We start from the raw sequence: 21338 nt of genomic DNA on the forward strand, positions 1-21338 counted from the left end.
CTTTTTTATGTCATTGTCTGGAGTAAACCAACATGTCTGACGGCTGGAATATTGCGCTACTAGGCGCGACAGGCGCAGTAGGGAACGCTGTACTGGAACTGCTGGCGGAACGCCAGTTCCCGGTTGGTGAGTTGTATCTGCTGGCGAGTGAAAACAGCGCCGGCGAAAGCGTGCGTTTTGATGGCCGCTCGCTGCGCGTGCAGGACGCGGCGGAATTTGACTGGTCGCAGGCGCAGCTGGCGTTCTTTACCGCCGGTCGCGAGGCGTCGGCGCGTTATGCCGAGGACGCCGCCAGCCAGGGTTGCCTGGTAATCGACAGCAGCGACCTGTTCGCGCTGGAGCCGGACGTGCCGCTGGTGGTGCCGGATGTCAATCCACAGGTGCTGGCGGATTACCGCAATCGCAACATCATTACCGTGGCCGATGCGCTGGTGAGCCAGCTGTTAAGCGCCATCAAACCGCTGGTGGATACCGCCGGTTTAGGCCGTCTGCAGGTGACCAACCTGGTGTCGGTCTCCAGCCACGGTAAAGCAGCAGTAGACGGCCTGGCCGGTGAGAGCGCGCGGCTGCTGAACGGCGTACCGGCCGATGAGCACTATTTTGGCCGCCAGCTGGCGTTCAACCTGCTGCCGCAGCAGGCGGACAGTGCCGGCAGCGTGGCGAGCGAGCGCCGGCTGGTCGATCAGGTACGGAAAGTGCTGCAGGACGAAGGATTACCGATTGCGGTGAGCAGCGTGCAGGCGCCGGTATTCTACGGCAACGCGCAGATCGTCTATATCGAAAACCTGCGGCCGCTGTCGGCGGAGGAAGCGCGTGACGAACTGGCGCGCGCCGACGATATCAGCCTGAGCGATGACGGTGATTACCCGACGCCGGTCAGCGACGCCTCCGGCAGTGAAGCCCTGAGCATCGGCAGCGTGCGCAATGACTACGGCATCCCGGAGCTGCTGCAGTTCTGGTCGGTGGCCGACAACATCCGCTTCGGTGGCGCGCTGATGGCGGTGAAAACCGCAGAGAAGCTGGTGCAGGAGTATCTGTATTAATGCTGGAAGACGCGACCCCGTTTAAGCTGGCGCTCGGCATTGAGTATGACGGCAGCCGTTACTACGGCTGGCAGCGCCAGAATGAAGTACGCAGCGTGCAGGAAAAGCTGGAAAAAGCGCTGGCGAAAGTGGCCAATCACCCGGTGAACGTGTTCTGCGCCGGACGCACCGACGCGGGCGTGCACGGCACCGGCCAGGTGGTGCATTTTGAGACCACCTCCTCGCGTGCCGACAGCGCCTGGACGCTGGGCGTGAACGCCAACCTGCCGGACGATATTGCGGTGCGCTGGGTGAAAGCGGTGCCGGAAACCTTTCACGCGCGCTTCAGCGCCACCGCGCGCCGTTATCGCTACGTGATCTACAACCAGCGGCTGCGTCCGGCAATTCTCGGCAACGGCATTACCCATTTTTACCATCCGCTGGATGCGGAAAAGATGCACCGCGCCGCCCAGGCTTTACTGGGCGAGAACGATTTTACTTCGTTCCGTGCGGTGCAGTGCCAGTCGCGCACGCCGTGGCGCAACGTGATGCATCTCAACGTCACGCGCCTGGGGCCGTACGTAATTGTGGATATCAAAGCCAACGCCTTTGTGCATCACATGGTGCGCAATATCGTCGGCAGTCTGCTGGAGATTGGCTGCGGCAATCAGCCGGAAACGTGGATGGCCACGCTGCTGGCGGCAAAAGATCGCACGCTGGCGGCGGCAACGGCGAAAGCCGAAGGGCTGTATCTGGTGGCGGTGGATTACCCTGCTCAGTTTGCGTTACCTCAGCCTGCGCTGGGACCGTTGTTCCTCGCGGATTCATTTTAATCGGAAAGTGTCAGGGAGTTAGCTGTTATGGAGTTTATCCACTTTATCGTCGATTTCATTCTGCACATTGACGTGCATCTGGCCGAGCTGGTGGCGCAGTACGGCATCTGGATTTACGCCATTTTGTTCCTGATTCTGTTCTGTGAAACCGGGCTGGTGGTTACGCCGTTCCTGCCGGGTGATTCGCTGCTGTTCGTCGCCGGTGCGCTGGCGGCGCTGCCGGGCAACGACCTCAACGTGCACCTGATGGTGACGCTGCTGGTGATTGCCGCGATCCTCGGCGACGCGGTTAACTACACCATTGGCCGGCTGTTTGGCGAGAAGCTGTTCAGTAACCCGAACTCGAAAATTTTCCGCCGCAGCTACCTCGACAAAACCCACGCGTTTTACGATCGCCACGGCGGCAAAACCATTATACTTGCGCGCTTTGTGCCAATCGTGCGAACCTTTGCCCCCTTTGTGGCGGGAATGGGACACATGTCTTATCGCCACTTCGCGCTCTTTAACGTGACAGGCGCGCTGCTGTGGGTCCTGCTATTCTCCTATGCCGGTTACCTGTTTGGTGACCTGCCAGTGGTGCAGGAAAACCTTAAGTTGCTGATTGTCGGCATCATCATTGTCTCGGTACTGCCAGGCGTGATAGAAGTGTGGCGTCACCGCCGCCAGGCGCGTCAGCACAAGTCGCAGTAAGCCTGTTACCAGATTTTTATCCACAGCGTGAACGGGTTGTGGTTTAATGAGCGACATTTACGGCCTGCTGAAGGTGATTTCAGCAGTAACGACAAGACTGGACCAGGTCAGCATTAAACAGAAAGGTCATCAATGAGCTGGATTGAACGCATACTGAATAAAAGCACTACCACGCCTTCGCGCAAAGCCAGCATCCCGGAAGGGGTGTGGACCAAATGCGATAGCTGTGGTCAGGTGCTGTACCGCGCCGAGCTGGAGCGCAACCTTGAAGTCTGCCCGAAGTGCGACCACCACATGCGTATGCACGCGCGCGAGCGTCTGCATAGCCTGATGGATGAAGGTTCGATGACAGAGCTGGGTAGCGAGCTGGAACCGAAAGACCTGCTCAAGTTCCGCGACTCGAAGAAGTACAAAGATCGTCTGGTTGCGGCACAGAAAGAGACCGGCGAGAAAGATGCGCTGGTGGTAATGAAAGGCCAGCTGCACGGTATGCCGGTGGTGGCCGCCGCGTTTGAGTTCTCCTTTATGGGCGGCTCAATGGGCTCGGTGGTCGGCGCCCGTTTCGTGCGTGCGGTTGAGCAGGCGCTGGAAGACAACTGCCCGCTGATCTGCTTCTCCGCCTCAGGTGGTGCGCGTATGCAGGAAGCGCTGCAGTCGCTGATGCAGATGGCGAAAACCAGTGCGGCGCTGGCAAAAATGCAGGAGCGCGGTCTGCCGTATATTTCGGTACTGACTGACCCGACCATGGGTGGCGTCTCCGCCAGCTTCGCGATGCTGGGCGATTTAAACGTCGCAGAGCCAAAAGCGCTGATCGGCTTTGCCGGCCCACGCGTAATTGAACAGACGGTACGTGAAAAGCTGCCGCCGGGCTTCCAGCGCAGTGAGTTCCTGATCGAAAAAGGCGCGATCGACATGATCATTCGTCGTCCGGAAATGCGCTTTAAGCTGGCCAGCCTGCTGGCGAAAATGATGAACCTGCCGGCACCGCTGCAGGATGGTGATCGCCCGACTGCGGCTGAGCCGGAGAGCAACGAAGCCTGACAGGCAACCGAAAGGCGCAGAGTGATGCGCCTTTTTATTCATGCACCACATCGTAAAGAGCTAACAGGGCACATGGACACTCTTCACCTCCCGCAAGCCACGTCGCCTCTGGCCACGTGGCTTCATTATCTTGAGCATCTGCATTCTCAGGCTATCGATCTGGGCCTGGACCGTATTCAGCGCGTCGCCGCACGCCTCGACCTGCTAAAACCCGCTCCGTTTGTCTTCACCGTCGCCGGCACCAACGGCAAAGGCACTACCTGCCGTACGCTGGAAACCCTGCTGATGGCTGCAGGCTATCGCGTTGGCGTCTACAGCTCGCCGCATCTGGTGCGTTACACCGAACGCGTGCGCGTGCAGGGCGCTGAGCTGGATGAAGCCCGGCACAGCGCCAGCTTTGCCGCCATTGAGGCCGGACGCGGCGATATTTCGCTCACCTACTTTGAGTTTGGCACGCTGTCCGCGCTCAATCTGTTCCGTGAAGCGCAGCTGGATGTCGTGATTCTGGAAGTGGGGCTGGGTGGCCGGCTGGATGCGACAAACATTGTCGACGCCGACGTGGCGGTGATCACCAGCATTGCGCTGGACCACACCGACTGGCTGGGGCCGGATCGCGCCAGCATCGGCCGCGAGAAGGCCGGCGTATTCCGCGGCGGTAAACCGGCGGTGGTCGGCGAGGCCGATATGCCCGACACCATTGCCCAGGTGGCCGCGGAGAAGGGTGCGCAGCTGTTACAAATTAACCGCGACTGGCAGTGGCAGCGCGAGGGCGACACTTGGACGCTGCAGGATGCCCAGGGTGAACTGCGCGATCTGCCGCTGCCCCAGGTGCCGCTCCCCAATGCGGCCACCGCCATTGCGGCGCTGCGCGCTTCCGGCCTGACGGTGAGCGAGACGCTGATTCGTCAGCATCTGCCGCTGGCGATTCTGCCGGGACGTTTCCAGACGGTCAGCACCGCGCCGCGCGTGATCCTTGATGTGGCACACAATCCGCATGCGGCTTATTATCTGGCTTCACGTCTCGCTGAGCTGCCGGTACACGGCACGGTGCATGCGGTGGTTGGCATGCTGCACGACAAGGATATCGCCGGGACGCTGGCCGCGCTGGCACCGCAGGTTAACCGCTGGTACTGCGCGCCGCTCGACGGCCCGCGCGGCGCGTCCGCTGATGAGCTGATGGCGCATCTGCAGGGCGGCAGCGCCTGGCAGAGCGTTGAAGCCGCGTGGCAGGCGGCGCGGCAGCAGGCTCAGCCCGACGATGTGATTCTGGTGTGCGGCTCGTTCCACACCGTGGCGCAGGTAATGCAATCGATGGCAGCGGAGAACGGCAGTGGCAAGTAAGTTTCAGAATCGTTTAGTGGGCACGGTGATTCTGGTGGCGATTGGCGTCATCGTGTTGCCGGGTCTGCTGGACGGTAAGAAAAAGCATTATAAAGAGGAGTTCGCGGCGATTCCGCTGGTGCCAAAGCCTGACGATCAGCAGGACAGCGAAATGGTGCCGCCGGTGACGCAGCCGCTGCCGTCGCAGCCGCCGGAAGGGGCAAGCGCGGCGCAGCAGGCGCCCGCCAGCAGCGCAACGCAGAGCAGTGCCGCCAGCGGCAGCACGCAGCCAGCGCAAAACAGCCAGCCCAGCGTCGTGACGCCGCCGCCGGTGCACCAGCAGCAGAAACCGGCAGAGCAGGTGAAGCCGAAGCCGGTGGAGCAGCCGAAGCCTAAACCGGTGGAGCAGCCGAAACCGAAGCCGGCAGAACAACCGAAAGCGACAGAACAGCCAAAAACTACAGAGCAACCTAAAGCGGCGGAAACGCCGAAGCAGAGCGAACCGGCCGCGCCAGCAGGACAGGCGTATGTGGTACAGCTCGGCGCGCTGAAGAACGCCGCCAAAGTGAATGAGATCGTGGCGCAGCTGCGGCTCTCCGGCTATCGCGCCTTTACCGTGCCGTCGACGCCGGTGCAGGGGCAGATCACCCGTATTTACGTGGGGCCGGATGCGTCCAAAGCGAAACTGCAGGGCGCACTCGGCGAGCTGAAAGGCATCTCCGGCCTCGGCGGCGTTGTTAAGCCGTACAGCACACGCTGATCAACTGATAAGCCGCGCCGATAGCAGAAACAGGCGCGGCTTTTGGCGTGTTTTTTAGCGAAGCGTTACTGAAAATTTATGGAATATCAGCAGGTTAAATGGCTGACATCAACAAGGGCGAGGAAAGTTTTTTTCATCGCCCTTTTTCTCGGGACAGAACCGGAAAACCCTACGCAAACGTTTTCTTTTTCTGTTAGAATGCGCCCCGAACTGGATGCAGGGGTGCAAATGCACTGTACTGGAAGCGTTCATGATCTGGATTGATTACGTCATTATTGCGGTAGTTGGTTTTTCGGCTCTGGTCAGCCTGATTCGCGGGTTTGTCCGGGAAGCCTTATCTCTTGTTACCTGGGGATGCGCGTTTTTTGTCGCCAGTCATTACTACGCCTACCTTGCAGTCTGGTTTACAGGTTTTGACGACGAACTGGTTCGCAACGGCATCGCCATCGCGGTGTTATTCGTTGCCACCCTGATTGTGGGTGCCATCGTGAACTATGTGATCGGCTCGCTGGTTGAGAAAACCGGCTTGTCGGGAACCGACAGGGTGTTGGGGGTCTGTTTCGGGGCGTTGCGTGGCGTGCTGATTGTATCCGCCATTCTCTTCTTCCTTGATACATTCACCGGCTTTTCAAAAAGTCCGGACTGGCAACAGTCTCAACTCATTCCCCAGTTCAGTTACATCATCAGGTGGTTTTTCGATTACCTGAAAAGCACGTCGAGTTTTTTACCCCGGTAACACCGGGAGTGCGGCTAATGAGGAAATGACAACATGTGCGGTATTGTTGGTATCACCGGTTTTATGCCAGTAAACCAGTCGATCTATGACGCGTTAACGGTGCTGCAGCACCGCGGGCAGGATGCCGCCGGCATTTGTACCATCGATGCGCTGAACTGCTTCCGTCTGCGTAAGGCCAATGGCCTGGTCAGCGACGTGTTTGAAGCGCGCCACATGCAGCGTTTGCAGGGAAACATGGGTATCGGCCACGTGCGTTATCCGACTGCCGGCAGCTCCAGCGCCTCTGAAGCGCAGCCCTTCTACGTGAACTCGCCGTACGGCATCACGCTGGCTCACAACGGTAACCTGACCAACGCCCATGAACTGCGCAAGCAGCTGTTCGAAGTCGGTCGCCGTCATGTGAATACCACCTCAGATTCCGAAATCCTGCTCAACATCTTTGCTCAGGAGCTGGATCGTTTTCAGCACTATCCGCTGGAAGCTGACAACATTTTTGCTGCCGTGGCGGCGGTGCATCAGCAGGTGCGCGGTGCTTACGCCGTGGTGGCGATGATTATCGGTCACGGCATGGTTGCGTTCCGCGATCCTAACGGTATCCGTCCGCTGGTACTGGGCAAGCGTGAGCTGGCCGATGGCCGCACTGAATACATGGTGGCCTCAGAGAGCGTGGCGCTGGATACGCTCGGCTTCGAATTTATTCGTGACGTTGCGCCAGGCGAAGCGGTGTACATCACCGAGCAGGGTCAGCTCTCGACGCGCCAGTGCGCAGAGAACCCGAAAAGCAATCCGTGCCTGTTCGAGTACGTTTACTTTGCGCGTCCGGACTCGTTCCTCGACAAGATCTCCGTCTACAGCGCACGCGTGCGCATGGGCACCAAGCTGGGCGAGAAAATTGCCCGCGAGTGGGAAGATCTTGATATTGACGTGGTGATCCCGATTCCGGAAACCTCGACCGATACCGCGCTCGAGATCGCCCGTATTCTTGATAAGCCGTACCGCCAGGGTTTTGTGAAAAACCGCTACGTGGGCCGTACCTTTATTATGCCGGGCCAGCAGCTGCGCCGCAGTGCGGTGCGCCGTAAGCTCAACGCTAACCGCGCTGAGTTCCGCGATAAAAACGTGCTGCTGGTGGATGACTCGATTGTGCGCGGCACCACCTCTGAGCAGATTATCGAGATGGCGCGTGAAGCGGGCGCGAAGCGCGTCTATCTGGCGTCGGCGGCACCGGAAATCCGCTTCCCTAACGTCTACGGCATCGATATGCCGAGCGCTACCGAGCTGATTGCGCACGGCCGTGAAGTGGAAGAGATTCGTCAGCTGATTAAAGCCGATGCGCTGATTTTCCAGGATCTGCAGGATCTGATCGACGCGGTGCGTGAAGAGAACCCGGATATTGCCCAGTTCGAATGCTCAGTGTTCAACGGCATCTACGTCACCAAAGACGTTGACCTGCAGTATCTGGAATATCTGCAGTCCCTGCGTAACGACGATGCCAAAGCGATTGCGCGTCAGAACGAAGTGGAAAACCTGGAACTGCATAACGAAGGTTAAGGTCAGTCTCAGGCAGACGAAACAGGGCGGGCGCAATCCCGCCATGTTTGTTTTTGTATTTATGGCGGCGGAGCGGCTATTATTGGCGCACTCTTTTGCAGCAAGGCTGAATTATGAAACGACTCATCATTGGTATTTCCGGCGCCAGCGGCGCGATCTACGGCGTGCGTATGCTGCAGGTGCTGCAACCGTTAGCCGAAGTGGAAACCCATCTGGTGATGAGCCCGGCGGCGCGGCAGACGCTGGCGCTGGAGACCGATTACAGCCTGCGTGACGTGCAGGCACTGGCCGATGTGGTGCACGATGTGCGCGATATCGCCGCCAGCATCTCGTCCGGCTCGTTCAAAACGCTGGGTATGGCAATTCTGCCATGTTCCATGAAGACCCTGTCGGGCATTGTGCACAGCTACAGCGACAGTCTGCTGACGCGCGCCGCCGACGTGGTGCTGAAAGAGCAGCGCCGGCTGGTGCTGTGCGTGCGGGAAACCCCGCTGCATCTCGGTCATCTGCGCATGATGACCACCGCCGCCGAGCTTGGGGCGCTGATTATGCCGCCAGTGCCGGCGTTTTATCACCGCCCGCAGCGCATCGACGATTTGATTGATCAGACGGTCAACCGCGTGCTGGATCAGTTTGATATCGAGCTGCCGGAAGATCTGTTTACCCGCTGGCAGGGTGCATGATGGTGCAATAATGCACTGAATGCGTGCAAAAGCGCGGGGCCGATCACTGTTCGTGCATCTTGTGCACCAAAAGTTAACAATCTCACTTTTTCTTCCTCACACCGCTGTTATATTTCCCTCACAAACTAAGTGCTTGCGTCCCAGATGGACGCGGTATTTAGTGCGCCTGCGCACAGTTTCGCCGATTTGCACAACTGGCATGAAACCTGCAAAACATTCAGCGCAAACACATCACGCACCACATAACAATAAGCACTTCACTTGAGGGTTACCTATGAAAAAGCGAGTTCTGGCTCTTTCTCTGATGCTGGCTATGTCCGGCGCTGCGAGCGTGTTCGCGGCGGTACCGCAGTCGCTGCGCATCGGGACCGATCCAACTTACCCGCCGTTTGAGTCCAAGAACGCGCAGGGCCAGCTGGTTGGCTTTGATATCGACCTGGCCAACGAGATCTGTAAGCGTATCAAGACCAAATGTACTTATGTGGAAAGTGATTTCGATGCGCTGATCCCGTCGCTGAAAGCGAAGAAGATCGACGCCATCATCTCTTCACTCTCGATCACCGAGAAACGTCAGGAAGAGATCGCCTTCTCGGAAAAACTGTATGCAGCGAACGCGCGTTTAGTGGCGCCGAAGGGGTCTAAACTGCAGCCGACCATTGAGTCGCTTAAGGGCAAGAACATTGGTCTGCTGCAGGGCACCACGCAGGAAACCTACGCCAATGAATACTGGCGTCCAAAAGGGGTGACCGTCACGCCGTATGCCAACCAGGATCTGGTGTATCAGGACCTGAATGCTGGCCGTATTGACGCGGCGTTCCAGGATGAAGTGCAGGCGAGCGAAGGCTTCCTTAAGCAGCCGGTCGGAAAAAACTACGCCTTCGCCGGTCCGGCGGTGAAAGATGACAAAATCTTTGGCGTCGGCACCGGTATGGGCCTGCGTAAAGATGACGCTGATTTGAAAGCTGCCATCGACAAAGCCTTTAACGACATGCGAAAAGACGGTACCTACGACAAGATTGCGAAGAAGTACTTTGATTTCAACGTTTACGGCGATTAAGACTCCTGTTCCTGAACGGGTGTATTGAGTCACGCTAACGTGGGTCATAACTATTCACTCCGGGCGCTTACTTATGTAAACTCCCGGAGTTCATACGCTTGCCACCATCCTTCCGTGATTCACATCCCTGGTCAGGACTGTCCGTGTGTTGTTGGACAGCGTTTGTTTATTTCCCTCACGACAGGATCGAACCCATGTTGTATGGCTATTCTGAAGTAATTCTCAAAGGCACGCTGGTGACTCTTGAGCTGGCGCTCAGCTCGGTGGTGCTGGCCGTGGTGCTGGGCCTGATAGGGGCCGGTGCCAAACTCTCCCGCAATCGCCCGCTGGCGATGATTTTTGAAGGCTACACCACGCTAATCCGTGGCGTGCCCGACCTGGTGCTGATGCTGCTGATCTTTTACGGTCTGCAGATTGCCCTCAACGCCGTAACCGATGCGCTCGGCATGGCACAGTTTGATATCGACCCGATGGTGGCCGGTATTATTACGCTCGGCTTTATCTATGGTGCTTACTTTACTGAAACCTTCCGTGGCGCGTTTCTCGCGGTGCCGAAAGGGCAGATTGAAGCCGCCACCGCCTTCGGCTTTACCGGCGCGCAAACTTTCCGTCGCATTCTGTTCCCGGCGATGATGCGCTTTGCGCTGCCCGGCATCGGCAACAACTGGCAGGTGATCCTCAAAGCCACCGCGCTGGTGTCGCTGCTCGGCCTTGAAGATGTGGTAAAAGCCACGCAGCTGGCCGGCAAAAGTACCTGGCAACCGTTCTACTTCGCGATTGTTGCCGGGGTGATTTATCTGGTGTTTACCACGCTGTCCAACGGCGTGCTGTGGTGGCTTGAACGCCGCTACTCGGTAGGGGTGAAAAGGGCAGAGTTATGATCGAGATTATTCAGGAGTACTGGAAACAACTGCTCTGGACCGACGGTTACCGTTTTACCGGCGTGGCCATCACGCTGTGGCTGCTGATTCTTTCCGTGGTAATTGGCGGCAGCCTTGCGGTGCTGCTGGCCATCGCGCGCGTGTCGCCAAATCGCTATATCTCCACGCCGGTGTGGCTGTTTACCTATGTGTTTCGCGGCACGCCGCTGTATGTGCAGCTGCTGGTGTTCTATTCCGGCATGTACACGCTGGAGGTGGTGAAAGGCTCCGAGCTGCTGAACGCCTTCTTCCGCAGCGGCCTGAACTGTACGCTGCTGGCATTTACCCTGAACACCTGTGCTTATACCACCGAGATTTTTGCCGGTGCCATTCGCGCCGTGCCACACGGTGAAATCGAAGCCGCGCGCGCCTATGGTTTCTCGCCGTTTAAACTTTACCGCTGCATCATTCTGCCGTCGGCGCTGCGCACCGCGCTGCCCGCCTACAGCAATGAAGTGATTCTGATGCTGCACTCCACCGCGCTGGCGTTCACCGCCACCGTGCCGGATTTGCTAAAAATCGCGCGCGATATCAACTCGGCGACCTATCAGCCGTTCACCGCGTTCGGCATCGCTGCGGTGCTGTACCTGATTATCTCTTACGTGCTGATTAGCCTGTTCCGTCTCGCGGAGCGCCGCTTCCTCGCGCATGTGAAACCCTCTTCGTCGCACTGAGTATGACTATGGCTGAAAATAAATTAAGCGTTACCGAACTGCATAAGCGTTACGGTGAACATGAAGTTCTGAAGGGCGTGTCGCTGCAGGCTAACGCCGGCGATGTGATCAGCATTATTGGCTCGTCCGGTTCAGGGAAAAGTACCTTTTTACGCTGCATCAACTTCCTCGAAAAGCCGAGTGAAGGCACCATCGCGGTTAACAACGAGGCGATAAACCTGGTGCGCGACACCGATGGCCAGCTGAAAGTGGCCAACAAGGAGCAGCTGCGTTCGCTGCGTACCCGGCTGACCATGGTGTTTCAGCACTTTAATCTGTGGAGCCACATGACGGTGCTGGATAACGTCACTGAAGCACCGATTCAGGTGCTGGGGCTGAGCAAAGCCGAAGCGCGTGAGCGGGCAATTAAATACCTCGATAAAGTCGGTATTGATGCGCGCGCGCGTGCCAAATACCCGGTGCATCTGTCAGGCGGCCAGCAGCAGCGTGTTTCGATTGCCCGCGCGCTGGCGATGGAGCCGGAAGTGTTGCTGTTTGACGAGCCGACCTCAGCGCTCGATCCGGAGCTGGTAGGCGAAGTGCTGCGCATCATGCAGAAGCTGGCCGAAGAGGGCAAAACCATGGTGGTAGTGACGCACGAGATGGAGTTCGCCCGTCACGTATCCAGCCACGTGATTTTCCTGCATCAGGGCAAAATCGAAGAGCAGGGCGCGCCAGACGAACTGTTCGGCAACCCGAAAAGTCCGCGCCTGCAGCAGTTTTTGAAGGGATCGTTGAAATAGGTTTTTGAACCGTTGCGGCGCAATGTATTGCGCGTTTCCCGGCGATGCGGCGGACAAATCCGCGCGATACATCGCGCCGTGACGAATCACAGAAATTTTTAATTAATCATGCAGCAGTTTCAGCGCGGTGTCTTCATCCGTCACCAGCCCGGAGATCCAGCCGCCGTGCAGCGCAGCGTGAATCGCTGCGTATTTGCGCGCGCTGCCGGCAAAGCCGATGATATTGCGCTGCGTCTGGCTCTCCAGCAGCACGCTGGTCAGCAGCTCGTCGGTTTCGCCGTACACCCGCTCTCCCTGCTGATTGAAAAAATGCCCCAGCATTTCACCCACCACGCCGCGCGCGTTGAGCGCTTCTACCTGCGCATCGGTGATAAAGCCTTCGGCATTGAGCGGGCAGCCCGGCATCACTTCGCCAATGCCGACAAACGCCACGTTCGCCTGCAGCGCACGCTGGGTGACGCGCTGATAGACCTGATGCTGCACCCACATCGTCTTATCCTGCGGCGTGTCTGCATACAGCGGCGCCGGAATGAAGAAATATTTGCCCTGCATCTTCTCCGCCATTTTCAGCGGTACGTCGTAGCGGGTACCGGAATCGTCACGCGCAATCGCGCCGATCATCGACACACACTGATGCTGTGGCCGTTCAACCCACGGCAGCGCATCAATCATCGAGCGCAGCGTTTTGCCGGAACCGATGCCAAACACCTGCGGGGTCTCTTCGTTGATAAACTGCGCCATCACCGCCGCACCTTCCACCGCCAGCATTTGCTGAATCGCCTCATCATCCAGCCCGGCTGACGGCACCACGCGGCACAGCGTCAGGCCAAACTTTTGTTCGATCTCGCGCGCCAGATGCAGGCAGTGCGTGACCGGATGGTCAATCTTCACGCTGACCATGCCCATTTCACGCGCGCTGGAGACCAGCCGCTGTGCCACCTGCCGCGATAAGCCCAGCGCGCGCGCAATCTCCTGCTGCGTGACGCCCGCCACGTAATACATCCACGCTGCCCGCGCTGCCAGCTCCTGCTTCTTCTCTTCTCTGCTCATCGCCTTGTTCCGTCAAACTCCGATGCGCCAGTTTATCGCGTCTTGCCCCTGAAGCGTTAACTGAGCAAAAGCCCTAAAAAAGAGCAAAAGTATTAAATGTGATGGATATCGCAGAACGATCGCCCCGCCGGCGACTATGCTACGCCTCATCGGGCAAATGCCCTCCATTGTGGCAAATGTTTATTTCGAGGCGACTATGACGACGAAATCAGTGTGGATGCATATCGGCGCAGGTTCTTTTCACCGCGCGCATCAGGCGTGGTATCTGCACCAGCTGCACCAGCAGGGCGATGACAGCTGGAGCATCGCGCTCGGCAACATCCGCGGCGATGCGGTAGCGCTGCTCAACCAGCTGCAGGCGCAAAACGGCGAGTACGTACTGGAAACCGTGACGCCGGAGGGCGAGCGCGCGTATGAAACCATTACTTCGCTGCGCACCATCCTGCCGTGGGACGCGGAGATCAGCGCGCTGGTGGCACAGGGCGCCAGCGCTGAGACAAAAGTGATCGGTTTTACCGTGACCGAAGCGGGTTACTACCTGACGCCGGCGCATGAACTCGATCTCAGCCAGGCGGATATTCAGGCCGATCTCCGTGGTGAGGCGCGCACTATTTACGGCGCGCTGACCCGCATTCTGCGCCAGCGCGTGGCCAGTGGCGGTGCGCCGGTCACGCTACTCAACTGCGATAACCTGCGTCACAACGGCGAACGTTTCCGTCACGGCATGCTGGCGTTTCTCGCCGCGCAGGGCGACCACGCGCTGGCCAGCTGGGTGCGCGATAACACCACTTCGCCAAACACCATGGTGGATCGCATCACGCCGCGCCCCACGCCGGATGTTGCCGAACGCGTCAAAGCGGCCACCGGTAGAGACGATGGCGCGGCGGTGATGGCGGAATCGTTTATCCAGTGGGTGATTGAGGATGATTTCATCGCCGGACGCCCGGCGCTGGAAAAGGTGGGTGTGGAGCTGGTGGCGTCGGTGCTGCCGTGGGAAGAGGCGAAAATCCGCATTCTCAATGCCACGCACGCGGCGATTGCCTGGGCCGGCACGCTCACCGGCCATGACTACATTGATGACAGCACGCGGCAGCCCGCGATCTATCAGCTGGCGTATGACTACATCACGCAGGACGTGATCCCGTCACTGTCGCCCAGCCCGCTCGATCTGGCGGATTACCGCGACGTGGTGCTGGCGCGCTTTAGCAATCCCTACATCAAAGACACCAACCAGCGCGTTGGTGCCGATGGGCTGTCGAAGATTCCCGGCATGGTGACGCCAACGCTGCGCGAATGCTATCAGCGCGGCGCAGAACCGACCGCTACCGCCGTGCTGCCGGCGCTGTTCTACCTGTTCCTGCAACGCTGGGCCAGCAACCAGCTGCCGTATGCGTATCAGGATGGCGTGCTCAATGCTGACGCGCTGCGCCAGCAGCTGAGCGGCGAGAATGCGCTACAAACCTTCCTCAGCGACCGCGCGCTGTTTGCCGAACTGGCCGATGACCGTGCTTTTCATGCGCTGGTGACGCGCAGCGTAGACGCCATAGAGCAGCAGCTGCTGCAGCCGGCGACGGTGTAAGGAGCGCACATCATGTATCTCGGCATTGATATTGGCACCTCAGAACTCAAAGCGCTGATCGTTAACCCGCAGGGCGAGATTGTGGCGTCGAATCACGCCACGCTCAGCGTGCAGCGCCCGCATCCGCACTGGGCGGAGCAGGATCCCGAGCGCTGGTGGCAGGCCTGTGGTCAGGCGATCGCCGGGCTGCGCCAGCAGGCGCCGGACGCGTGGGCCGCAATTCGCGCCATCGGTCTCTCCGGTCAGATGCACGGCGCCGTGCTGCTGGATGCCGCCGGTGAGGTGCTGCGGCCGTGCATATTGTGGAACGACACGCGCAGCGCGGCGCAGTGTGATGCGCTGCGCCAGCAGCATCCGCAGATGATGGAAATCGCCGCCAACCTGATTATGCCCGGCTTTACCGCGCCGAAACTGCACTGGGTGGCGGAACATGAGCCCGAAATCTTTCGCCGCATCGACAAGGTGCTGCTGCCGAAAGATTACCTGCGCTGGCGTCTGACCGGGCGCTTTGTCAGCGAGCCGTCGGACGCCGCCGGTACGCTGTGGCTCGACGTGGCGCAGCGCGACTGGTCTGACGCACTGCTGGCGATTAGCGGGTTGACGCGCGCACAGATGCCCGAACTGGTTGAGGGCAGCGCGGTCAGCGCCACGTTGCGCGCCGATCTGGCCAGCGAATGGGGCTTAGCCGCCACGGTGAGCGTGGCCGGCGGCGGCGGTGATAATGCCGCATCGGCGGTGGGCGTCGGCGCGGTTAATGCGGGCGATGCCTTTATCTCGCTCGGCACGTCGGGCGTGATTTTTGTGGTTAACGATCGGCTGCGCGCCGATCCGCAATCCGGCGTGCACGCCTTCTGCCATGCGCTGCCGGGACGCTGGCACCAGATGAGCGTGATGCTCAGCGCCGCCAGCTGTCTGCGCTGGCTGTGCAATCTGCTGTCGGTCACCGAAAGCCAACTGATGGACGAGATGGCACAGCTCAGCGCGGAACAGCTGCGTCAGGCACCGCTGTTTCTGCCGTATCTCTCTGGCGAACGCACGCCGCATAACGATCCGCAGGCGACCGGGGCATTTTTCCATCTGCGCCACGAAACGCCGCGCGCGCTGCTCGGCTATGCGGTGATTGAGGGCGTAGCGTTTGGCCTGGCGGATGGTCTGGCGGTGCTGGGCGATACGCAGCAGCAGATTCAGCAGTGCAGCCTGACCGGCGGCGGTGCGCGCAGCACGCTGTGGGCGCAGCTGATTGCCGACGTGCTGCAGCTGCCGATAGTGACCCATCCGGCCAGCGCCTCCGGCGCGCTGGGTGCGGCGCGACTGGCGTGGCTGGCCGACGGCGGCAGCGAAGCCGACGTGTGCCTGAAGCCGCCGGTGCAGGCGCGCTATCAGCCCGATGCGGCGCGCGGGGCCGTGCTGCAGCAGCGGCTGCGCCTGTTCCGTGAACTCTATGTACAACAACAGCAGGCGCGCGCGTTGCTGCCTGCCTGATCGGATTAGCGAACGGAAGGAAGATTGTCATGCAATCGAACGCATACTGGTTTGGCTTACCGAAAAAGATGTTCTGGGGCTTTCTGGCGATCGCCATTTTCATGGCCGGCGACGGCTTCGAAATGGCGTTTCTCTCGCGCCACATCACTGACATGGGCTTTTCGCCGGCCCAGTCGGCGGTGGTGTTTACCTTTTATGGTCTGGCCGCCGCGCTGGCGGCGTGGGCCTCCGGCGTGGTGGCGGAGCTGATTACGCCGCAGCGCGCTATGATGATTGGCTTTGTGCTGTGGATCGTCATGCATGCGCTGTTTATGTCGCTGGGGCTCGGACTGCGTAACTATCCGCTGATGGTGCTGTTCTACGGCATTCGCGGCCTGGCCTATCCGCTGTTTATCTACTCGTTCATGATGATGCTGGTGCAGGTGCTGCCGCGTGACAAGCTGGCCGCCGCCACCGGCTGGTTCTGGGCGATGTACTCCGTGGGGATTGGCGTGGTGGGCAGCTATCTGCCGAGCCTGACCATCCCGATGCTGGGCGAAACCGGCACCTTATGGCTGGCGATTGTCTGGGTGGCGTGCGGCGGCGTGCTGGCCTACTTCAGCCTGCGCAACGTGCCGGTGGACCGTTCCCGCGTTAATCTGCCGCTGCGCGATAAGATGACGGAGATGTCGCGTGCCGTAACCATTCTGTTCACCAACCAGCATGTGTTTTATGCCTGCCTGATCCGCATCATCAATACGCTGTCGCTGTTTGGTTTTGCCATCATCATGCCGCTGCTGTTTGTCGATCGGCTCGGCTTTACCATCTCCGAATGGCTGCAGATTTGGGCGGTGTTCTTCTTCGTCACCATCTTTACCAATATTTTCTGGGGCATTACCGGTGAGAAGCTGGGCTGGATCCGTCAGGTGCGCTGGTTCGGCTGTCTCGGTATGGCGATCTCCAGCCTGGCGTTTTACTACCTGCCGCTGTATGCCGGGCATAACTTCTGGGTGGCGCTGATTCCGGCGATTATGCTGGGGATCTTTGTCGCTGCCTTTGTGCCGATGACCGCGGTGTTCCCGACGCTGGAACCGCATCACAAGGGCGCAGCGGTATCGATTTACAATCTGTCGGCCGGGCTGAGTAACTTTGTGGCCCCGGCAATTGCTTCACTGCTGCTGCCGTTCTTCGATATCGTCGGGGTGGTGTGGGCCTATACCGCGCTCTACCTGTTCGCCGGCGTGCTGACCTTTATTATCCGTGTGCCGCAACCGGGACACACGCGAGAGGCGTCAGCGGTGAAGTCGTCGGTGGTGCAGCAGCGCAGCTAAAGCTGAGCCTGTCGCACCGGCAGCCGCCGCTGCCGGTGCTGACACGGCGCTATTCCAGCTTCTGTTTCACTTTCTTCACGTCGTCAGCGCTGACCGGTGCGGCGGCATTTCCCCAGCTGTTGCGGATGTAGCTCACCACTGCGGCGATCTCCTCATCACCCAGCGTGCCGGCAAAGGCCGGCATTGCCGGTGCCGTGGGGCGGGCATCGGTATCGACACCGCGACTGCCGGCGGCGACCACCCGAATCAGCGAGGTGGCATCATCCTGATTGAGCAACGGATTGTCCGCCAGCTGCGGGAAGATATTCTTCTCACCGCGACCGCCCGGGCTGTGGCAGGCTGAACACTTCGCCGCATAGATTTGCGCGCCCAGCTTCATGCGATCGTCCGTCGCGGCAAGTGCGGCGGGCGCTTGCTCATCACGCGATTCACCGCTTTTCAGGTACACCGCCACCGCCTGCAGATCTTCATCGCGCCAGTGCTGCGTGGAGTGACGCACCGCGTCGGCCATCGGACCGGAAGCGATATCGAAACGGTTCACGCCGGTACGCAGGTAGCTGACGATATCCTGCTGGCTCCATTTGCCCAGCCCGCTGTGCGGGTTCGCGGTGATGTCCGGCGCCATCCAGCCTTCGACCACTTCACCACGCAAAAACGCGCCATTTTTATCGCCGCCGAGCAGGTTTTTCGGCGTGTGGCAGGTGCCGCAGTGGCCCGCGCCCTGCACCAGATACGCACCGCGATTCCACTGGGCGGATTGACGGGCGTCCGGCTGGAACGCGCCCCGGTCAAAGTTGATCCAGTTCCACACCATCAGGCTGGTGCGGATGTTGAAAGGGAAGGGCAGCTGATTGGTCTCGACCGGGTTGTGTATCGGCTGCAGCGTCTGCATCCATGCCCACAAATCCTGCAGATCCTTATCCGACATTTTGGTGTACGCGGTGAACGGCATCGCGCCGTACAGCCGCTTGCCGCCGTGGCCGATACCCTCGGTCATGGCGCGGCGGAAATCTTCATAGCGCCAGTTGCCGAGGCCGGTTTCGCGGTCCGGCGTGATGTTAGCGCCGACCAGCGTACCAAACGGCGTCTGCAACCTGACGCCCCCGGCAAACGGCTGCTGCGGATCGGCGGTGTGGCAGGCGGTACAGTCCGCCAGCGTGGCGATATAGCTGCCGCGCGCGTACTGATCGTATTCCGGCTGGGCGTGAGACACAAAGCTGGTGAGCAGCAGCGCGGCAGCGCACAGAGAGAGGCGTGTTTTCATGCGGTAATCATCTCCCCGGGACGTTGCAGATAGTAGTGACGAATCGCATGCGCCGCTTTGAATGCCAGCGCGCCGACGGTGCCGGTCGGGTTATAGCCCGGGTTTTGCGGAAAGGCTGACGCGCCCACCACGAACAGGTTCGGTACATCCCACACCTGCAGATGTTTATTGACCGAGCTGGTTGAGGGATCGCTGCCCATGATAAAGCCGCCAACCACGTGCGACGACTGATACGGCACGCTGCTCCAGTGGCCGGTCATCGGTTTGACAATCATCTCGCGCGGGTTCATCGATTTAGCGATTTCCGCCACTTTACCCGTGCAGTACTGCGCCATTTTCAGATCGTTCGCCGCAAAGTCGAAGGTAATGCGCAGCAGCGGTCGGCCATGCGGATCTTTGTAGTTGGGATCGAGCGACAGATAGTTGGTGCGCGTGGTGTAGCTGCTGGCCTCGCAGCCAATCGACATGGTGCTGAGGTAGTTATCTTTCAGCGCGCGTTTCCACTTCGAGCCCCATTTGGGCGTGTTGGGCGGCAGCGGCCGGTAGCCAATCGGTGCCGAGCCGATGGGCGTCACGCGGATGCTGCCGCCGCCGAAGAAGCCCAGACCGCTGTGGTCAAAATTATCATTATTGAATTCATCAATGCCCATGCCCACCGCGCCGGCACCGATAAACGGGTTAAAGTTTTTGTTGTCAAAAAACAGCGTGACGCCGTTGGCGGTCTGGTAGGCGTAATTGCGACCGGTGGTGCCTTTATTGGTGACCGGATCATAAGCCTGGCCAATGCCGGAGAGCAGCATCAGGCGCACGTTTTCAAAGGTAAAGGCGGCGACGATCACCAGATCGGCTGGCTGTTCCCACTTATCGCCGGAGGAATCAATGTAGGTGACGCCGGTGGCCTGTTTGCCGCTGGCATCGGTCAGCACTTCCAGCACTTCGCAGTTGGTGTACGCGGTAAAGTTCTCTTTGCGCATCAGCGCCGGCAGCACGGTGGTGATGGCGCTGGCTTTCGAGTAGTTGGCACAGCCGTAGTTGGTGCAGAAGCCGCAGAAGGTGCAGGGACCCATGGTGACGCCATAGGGATTGGTGTACGCCTCGGAGACCAGCGAGGAGGGCACCGGAAAGGGCTGGTAGCCGAGATTTTTTGCTGCTTCGGCAAACAGCGTCGGACCATAGGGCTGGCGCAGCGGCGGCGTCGGATAGTCGGCCGACCGCGCACCTTCGAACGGATTGCCGCCCGCCCGTTTCTCTCCCTGAATATTGCCGGCGTAACCCGAGGTGCCGGCCACGCGCTCAAACTGCATGTAGTGCGGCTCCATCTCTTCCCAGCTGGTGCCCCAGTCCTGCAGCACCAGCTCATCCGGAATGGCACTGGCGCCGTAGCGTTCGGTCAGGTGGCTTTTCAGGCGAAACTCTTCCGGCTGAAAGCGAAAGGTAATGCCGGCCCAGTGATTGCCCGCGCCGCCGGTGCCGTTGCCCGGATGGAACGAGCCCCAGGTGCGCATCGGCAGGGCGGTTTGCGACGGATTGTTGCGCATGGTGCAGGTGTTCTGCCGCGTACGTAGCATCAGCTCTTCGCGCATCACGTAGCGCAGCTCGTCGGTGACGGTGCCAATATTGAAGTCGCGCGCGGTGTCGCGCCACGGGCCGCGCTCAATGCCGATCACTTCCAGGCCTTCGTCGGCCAGTTCATTGGCGATAATCGATCCGGCCCAGCCGAGACCAATCACCACCACATCGGTTTTCGGTAATTTCTTCATCATCTATCCCCGTGCTTTCCATTGCGCAATGCTGATCGGCTCTAAGCCCAGATTTTCGTTATGGCGCTCAATGTATTCGCGATAGTCGTAGCGCGCGCCGGGAAAGCCCAGCATCTTCCACGACACCATGTCTTTGTTGCCGCCGTAGATCGGATCGGCAAAGAAACCTTCCATGGTGTTGTTCAGCACCTCGAGAAACAGCGACTGCGCATCAAAGCCGCTGAAATGCACCTTACCGGCTTCCATGTCTGCCAGCAGCGCGTCCTGCTGCGCTGGCGTCAGATCGACAAAGTTCTTTTGCGAGGTTTGCTGCACGTAGCGGTTGAGCGCCGCCAGCCCCTGGCGATAGCGCTGCTGCGGCACCAGCGGCGACTGGTCGCCCTGCTCGGTGGTGCCCTGCTGAAACGGGCCCTGCATGTAGAGACGTTCGAAGGTGCCATAAAAGCCGTGCAGCTGGCGGTCGATAAAGACAGCGCAGCCGGCTTCTTTGCCGCCCACGCTCAGCTCGTCCGCCGGGATAATGCGCTCAACCATGGCCTCCACGGTGCGCGCTTCTTCTTCGGTGAAGAACAGCCAGCCCTGAGCCTGGAACTGTTCCGGTGGGTTATCGGCGAAGGGTGTCCAGCCGGGAGCGCCCTTGAGGGAGACAGCATCGGCGGCGCGGGTGACGCCAGCGGCAACGCCCAGCGTCGACCAGGTCAGCACCTGGCGTCGTGTGACACCGGGCAGGGTTTTGGCTCGTTTTTTCATCATCGCTTCCAGACAGAGTAACAAGATAAGGCGTAACCGGCCGGCGTGCGCGGCGGCACAGCGGTCCGGAATCT

At 59.7% G+C, this 21338-nt stretch carries 20 protein-coding genes; 16 read left to right on the top strand and 4 right to left on the bottom strand.

All coding sequences use genetic code 11. The annotated features are described in order from the left end of the window. Window positions 1–32: 32 nt before the first annotated feature. The 13 genes from AC6I79_RS06345 to hisP all read left to right on the top strand — a co-directional run bounded on the left by AC6I79_RS06345 (window position 33) and on the right by hisP (window position 12069). Entirely contained in the window at window positions 33–1043 is a 1011-nt protein-coding gene (locus AC6I79_RS06345; RefSeq protein ID WP_058758420.1) for an aspartate-semialdehyde dehydrogenase, read from the top strand. Beyond that, window positions 1043–1855, top strand: coding sequence for a tRNA pseudouridine(38-40) synthase TruA (gene truA / locus AC6I79_RS06350; RefSeq protein ID WP_264442512.1), 813 nt, complete (start codon window positions 1043–1045; stop codon window positions 1853–1855). The genes AC6I79_RS06345 and truA overlap by 1 nt, the downstream gene beginning before the upstream one ends. Before the next feature lie 27 nt (window positions 1856–1882). After that, window positions 1883–2545, top strand: a complete 663-nt coding sequence (locus AC6I79_RS06355; RefSeq protein WP_010617492.1) for a DedA family protein — start codon at window positions 1883–1885, stop codon at window positions 2543–2545. 132 nt (window positions 2546–2677) lie between these two features. Beyond that, the gene (gene accD / locus AC6I79_RS06360) at window positions 2678–3586 is read left to right on the top strand and encodes an acetyl-CoA carboxylase, carboxyltransferase subunit beta (RefSeq protein ID WP_021509178.1); all 909 of its coding nucleotides are present in this window, start codon (window positions 2678–2680) and stop codon (window positions 3584–3586) included. 72 nt (window positions 3587–3658) lie between these two features. Further along, window positions 3659–4927: a bifunctional tetrahydrofolate synthase/dihydrofolate synthase gene (folC, locus tag AC6I79_RS06365; protein WP_282996321.1), complete on the top strand. Its 1269-nt coding sequence runs from the start codon at window positions 3659–3661 to the stop codon at window positions 4925–4927. Further along, window positions 4917–5666, top strand: coding sequence for a cell division protein DedD (dedD, locus tag AC6I79_RS06370; protein ID WP_058769894.1), 750 nt, complete (start codon window positions 4917–4919; stop codon window positions 5664–5666). The genes folC and dedD overlap by 11 nt, the downstream gene beginning before the upstream one ends. A 250-nt stretch (window positions 5667–5916) precedes the next feature. Beyond that, window positions 5917–6402 carry a colicin V production protein gene (gene cvpA, locus AC6I79_RS06375; protein WP_021509181.1) on the top strand — a complete coding sequence of 162 codons (486 nt, stop codon included), beginning with the start codon at window positions 5917–5919 and terminating at the stop codon, window positions 6400–6402. 33 nt (window positions 6403–6435) lie between these two features. Then, window positions 6436–7953 (top strand): amidophosphoribosyltransferase, encoded by a 1518-nt coding sequence (gene purF, locus AC6I79_RS06380; protein ID WP_021509182.1) that lies wholly within the window; start codon window positions 6436–6438, stop codon window positions 7951–7953. Window positions 7954–8066: 113 nt separating this feature from the next. Further along, window positions 8067–8636: a UbiX family flavin prenyltransferase gene (locus AC6I79_RS06385; RefSeq protein ID WP_058769895.1), complete on the top strand. Its 570-nt coding sequence runs from the start codon at window positions 8067–8069 to the stop codon at window positions 8634–8636. Window positions 8637–8910: 274 nt separating this feature from the next. Then, a complete protein-coding gene (gene argT, locus AC6I79_RS06390) occupies window positions 8911–9693 on the top strand; it encodes a lysine/arginine/ornithine ABC transporter substrate-binding protein ArgT (protein WP_031280032.1) in 783 nt (260 codons plus the stop codon). A 194-nt stretch (window positions 9694–9887) separates the two neighbouring features. Next, a complete protein-coding gene (locus tag AC6I79_RS06395) occupies window positions 9888–10574 on the top strand; it encodes a histidine ABC transporter permease HisQ (protein ID WP_058785603.1) in 687 nt (228 codons plus the stop codon). Beyond that, window positions 10571–11287: an ABC transporter permease gene (locus AC6I79_RS06400; protein WP_021509186.1), complete on the top strand. Its 717-nt coding sequence runs from the start codon at window positions 10571–10573 to the stop codon at window positions 11285–11287. The genes AC6I79_RS06395 and AC6I79_RS06400 overlap by 4 nt, the downstream gene beginning before the upstream one ends. A gap of 8 nt (window positions 11288–11295) precedes the next feature. Continuing rightward, window positions 11296–12069, top strand: coding sequence for a histidine ABC transporter ATP-binding protein HisP (gene hisP / locus AC6I79_RS06405; RefSeq protein ID WP_021509187.1), 774 nt, complete (start codon window positions 11296–11298; stop codon window positions 12067–12069). Between the two features lie 102 nt (window positions 12070–12171). On the opposite strand, the gene AC6I79_RS06410 is transcribed toward hisP, so the two are convergent. Continuing rightward, window positions 12172–13119 carry a sugar-binding transcriptional regulator gene (locus AC6I79_RS06410; protein WP_031280034.1) on the bottom strand — a complete coding sequence of 316 codons (948 nt, stop codon included), beginning with the start codon at window positions 13117–13119 and terminating at the stop codon, window positions 12172–12174. Between the two features lie 196 nt (window positions 13120–13315). Between AC6I79_RS06410 and dalD the strand changes: the two genes are divergently transcribed. From dalD to AC6I79_RS06425, 3 genes are read left to right on the top strand one after another with little or no spacing between them, the layout of a single operon-like run. Continuing rightward, the gene (gene dalD, locus AC6I79_RS06415) at window positions 13316–14698 is read left to right on the top strand and encodes a D-arabinitol 4-dehydrogenase (RefSeq protein ID WP_262264412.1); all 1383 of its coding nucleotides are present in this window, start codon (window positions 13316–13318) and stop codon (window positions 14696–14698) included. Between the two features lie 12 nt (window positions 14699–14710). After that, entirely contained in the window at window positions 14711–16180 is a 1470-nt protein-coding gene (gene xylB, locus AC6I79_RS06420) for a xylulokinase (protein ID WP_104093065.1), read from the top strand. A gap of 29 nt (window positions 16181–16209) precedes the next feature. Next, window positions 16210–17490 (top strand): MFS transporter, encoded by a 1281-nt coding sequence (locus AC6I79_RS06425; RefSeq protein WP_021509191.1) that lies wholly within the window; start codon window positions 16210–16212, stop codon window positions 17488–17490. 49 nt (window positions 17491–17539) lie between these two features. On the opposite strand, the gene AC6I79_RS06430 is transcribed toward AC6I79_RS06425, so the two are convergent. Genes AC6I79_RS06430 through AC6I79_RS06440 form a run of 3 tightly spaced genes read right to left on the bottom strand, consistent with a single transcriptional unit; the run spans window position 17540 to window position 21264 of the window. Beyond that, on the bottom strand, window positions 17540–18754 hold the full coding sequence (locus tag AC6I79_RS06430) for a cytochrome c (RefSeq protein WP_159378554.1): 1215 nt from the start codon (window positions 18752–18754) through the stop codon (window positions 17540–17542). After that, entirely contained in the window at window positions 18751–20517 is a 1767-nt protein-coding gene (locus AC6I79_RS06435; protein WP_104188552.1) for a GMC family oxidoreductase, read from the bottom strand. Before AC6I79_RS06435 ends, AC6I79_RS06430 begins: the two co-directional genes overlap by 4 nt. Then, window positions 20518–21264: a gluconate 2-dehydrogenase subunit 3 family protein gene (locus AC6I79_RS06440; RefSeq protein ID WP_159378652.1), complete on the bottom strand. Its 747-nt coding sequence runs from the start codon at window positions 21262–21264 to the stop codon at window positions 20518–20520. Between the last annotated feature and the right edge of the window lie 74 nt (window positions 21265–21338).

It is taken from the genome of gamma proteobacterium symbiont of Scutellera amethystina (assembly GCF_059730845.1).

Excerpts from the sequence above, each read along its gene's own strand:
- AC6I79_RS06345 (WP_058758420.1), top strand. The coding sequence starts at position 33 with ATGTCTGACGGCTGGAATATTGCGCTACTAGGCGCGACAGGCGCAGTA.
- truA (WP_264442512.1), top strand. The coding sequence starts at position 1,043 with ATGCTGGAAGACGCGACCCCGTTTAAGCTGGCGCTCGGCATTGAGTAT.
- AC6I79_RS06355 (WP_010617492.1), top strand. The coding sequence starts at position 1,883 with ATGGAGTTTATCCACTTTATCGTCGATTTCATTCTGCACATTGACGTG.
- accD (WP_021509178.1), top strand. The coding sequence starts at position 2,678 with ATGAGCTGGATTGAACGCATACTGAATAAAAGCACTACCACGCCTTCG.
- folC (WP_282996321.1), top strand. The coding sequence starts at position 3,659 with ATGGACACTCTTCACCTCCCGCAAGCCACGTCGCCTCTGGCCACGTGG.
- cvpA (WP_021509181.1), top strand. The coding sequence starts at position 5,917 with ATGATCTGGATTGATTACGTCATTATTGCGGTAGTTGGTTTTTCGGCT.
- purF (WP_021509182.1), top strand. The coding sequence starts at position 6,436 with ATGTGCGGTATTGTTGGTATCACCGGTTTTATGCCAGTAAACCAGTCG.
- AC6I79_RS06385 (WP_058769895.1), top strand. The coding sequence starts at position 8,067 with ATGAAACGACTCATCATTGGTATTTCCGGCGCCAGCGGCGCGATCTAC.
- argT (WP_031280032.1), top strand. The coding sequence starts at position 8,911 with ATGAAAAAGCGAGTTCTGGCTCTTTCTCTGATGCTGGCTATGTCCGGC.
- AC6I79_RS06395 (WP_058785603.1), top strand. The coding sequence starts at position 9,888 with ATGTTGTATGGCTATTCTGAAGTAATTCTCAAAGGCACGCTGGTGACT.
- AC6I79_RS06400 (WP_021509186.1), top strand. The coding sequence starts at position 10,571 with ATGATCGAGATTATTCAGGAGTACTGGAAACAACTGCTCTGGACCGAC.
- hisP (WP_021509187.1), top strand. The coding sequence starts at position 11,296 with ATGGCTGAAAATAAATTAAGCGTTACCGAACTGCATAAGCGTTACGGT.
- AC6I79_RS06410 (WP_031280034.1), bottom strand. The coding sequence starts at position 13,119 with ATGAGCAGAGAAGAGAAGAAGCAGGAGCTGGCAGCGCGGGCAGCGTGG.
- dalD (WP_262264412.1), top strand. The coding sequence starts at position 13,316 with ATGACGACGAAATCAGTGTGGATGCATATCGGCGCAGGTTCTTTTCAC.
- xylB (WP_104093065.1), top strand. The coding sequence starts at position 14,711 with ATGTATCTCGGCATTGATATTGGCACCTCAGAACTCAAAGCGCTGATC.
- AC6I79_RS06425 (WP_021509191.1), top strand. The coding sequence starts at position 16,210 with ATGCAATCGAACGCATACTGGTTTGGCTTACCGAAAAAGATGTTCTGG.
- AC6I79_RS06430 (WP_159378554.1), bottom strand. The coding sequence starts at position 18,754 with ATGAAAACACGCCTCTCTCTGTGCGCTGCCGCGCTGCTGCTCACCAGC.
- AC6I79_RS06435 (WP_104188552.1), bottom strand. The coding sequence starts at position 20,517 with ATGATGAAGAAATTACCGAAAACCGATGTGGTGGTGATTGGTCTCGGC.
- AC6I79_RS06440 (WP_159378652.1), bottom strand. The coding sequence starts at position 21,264 with ATGAAAAAACGAGCCAAAACCCTGCCCGGTGTCACACGACGCCAGGTG.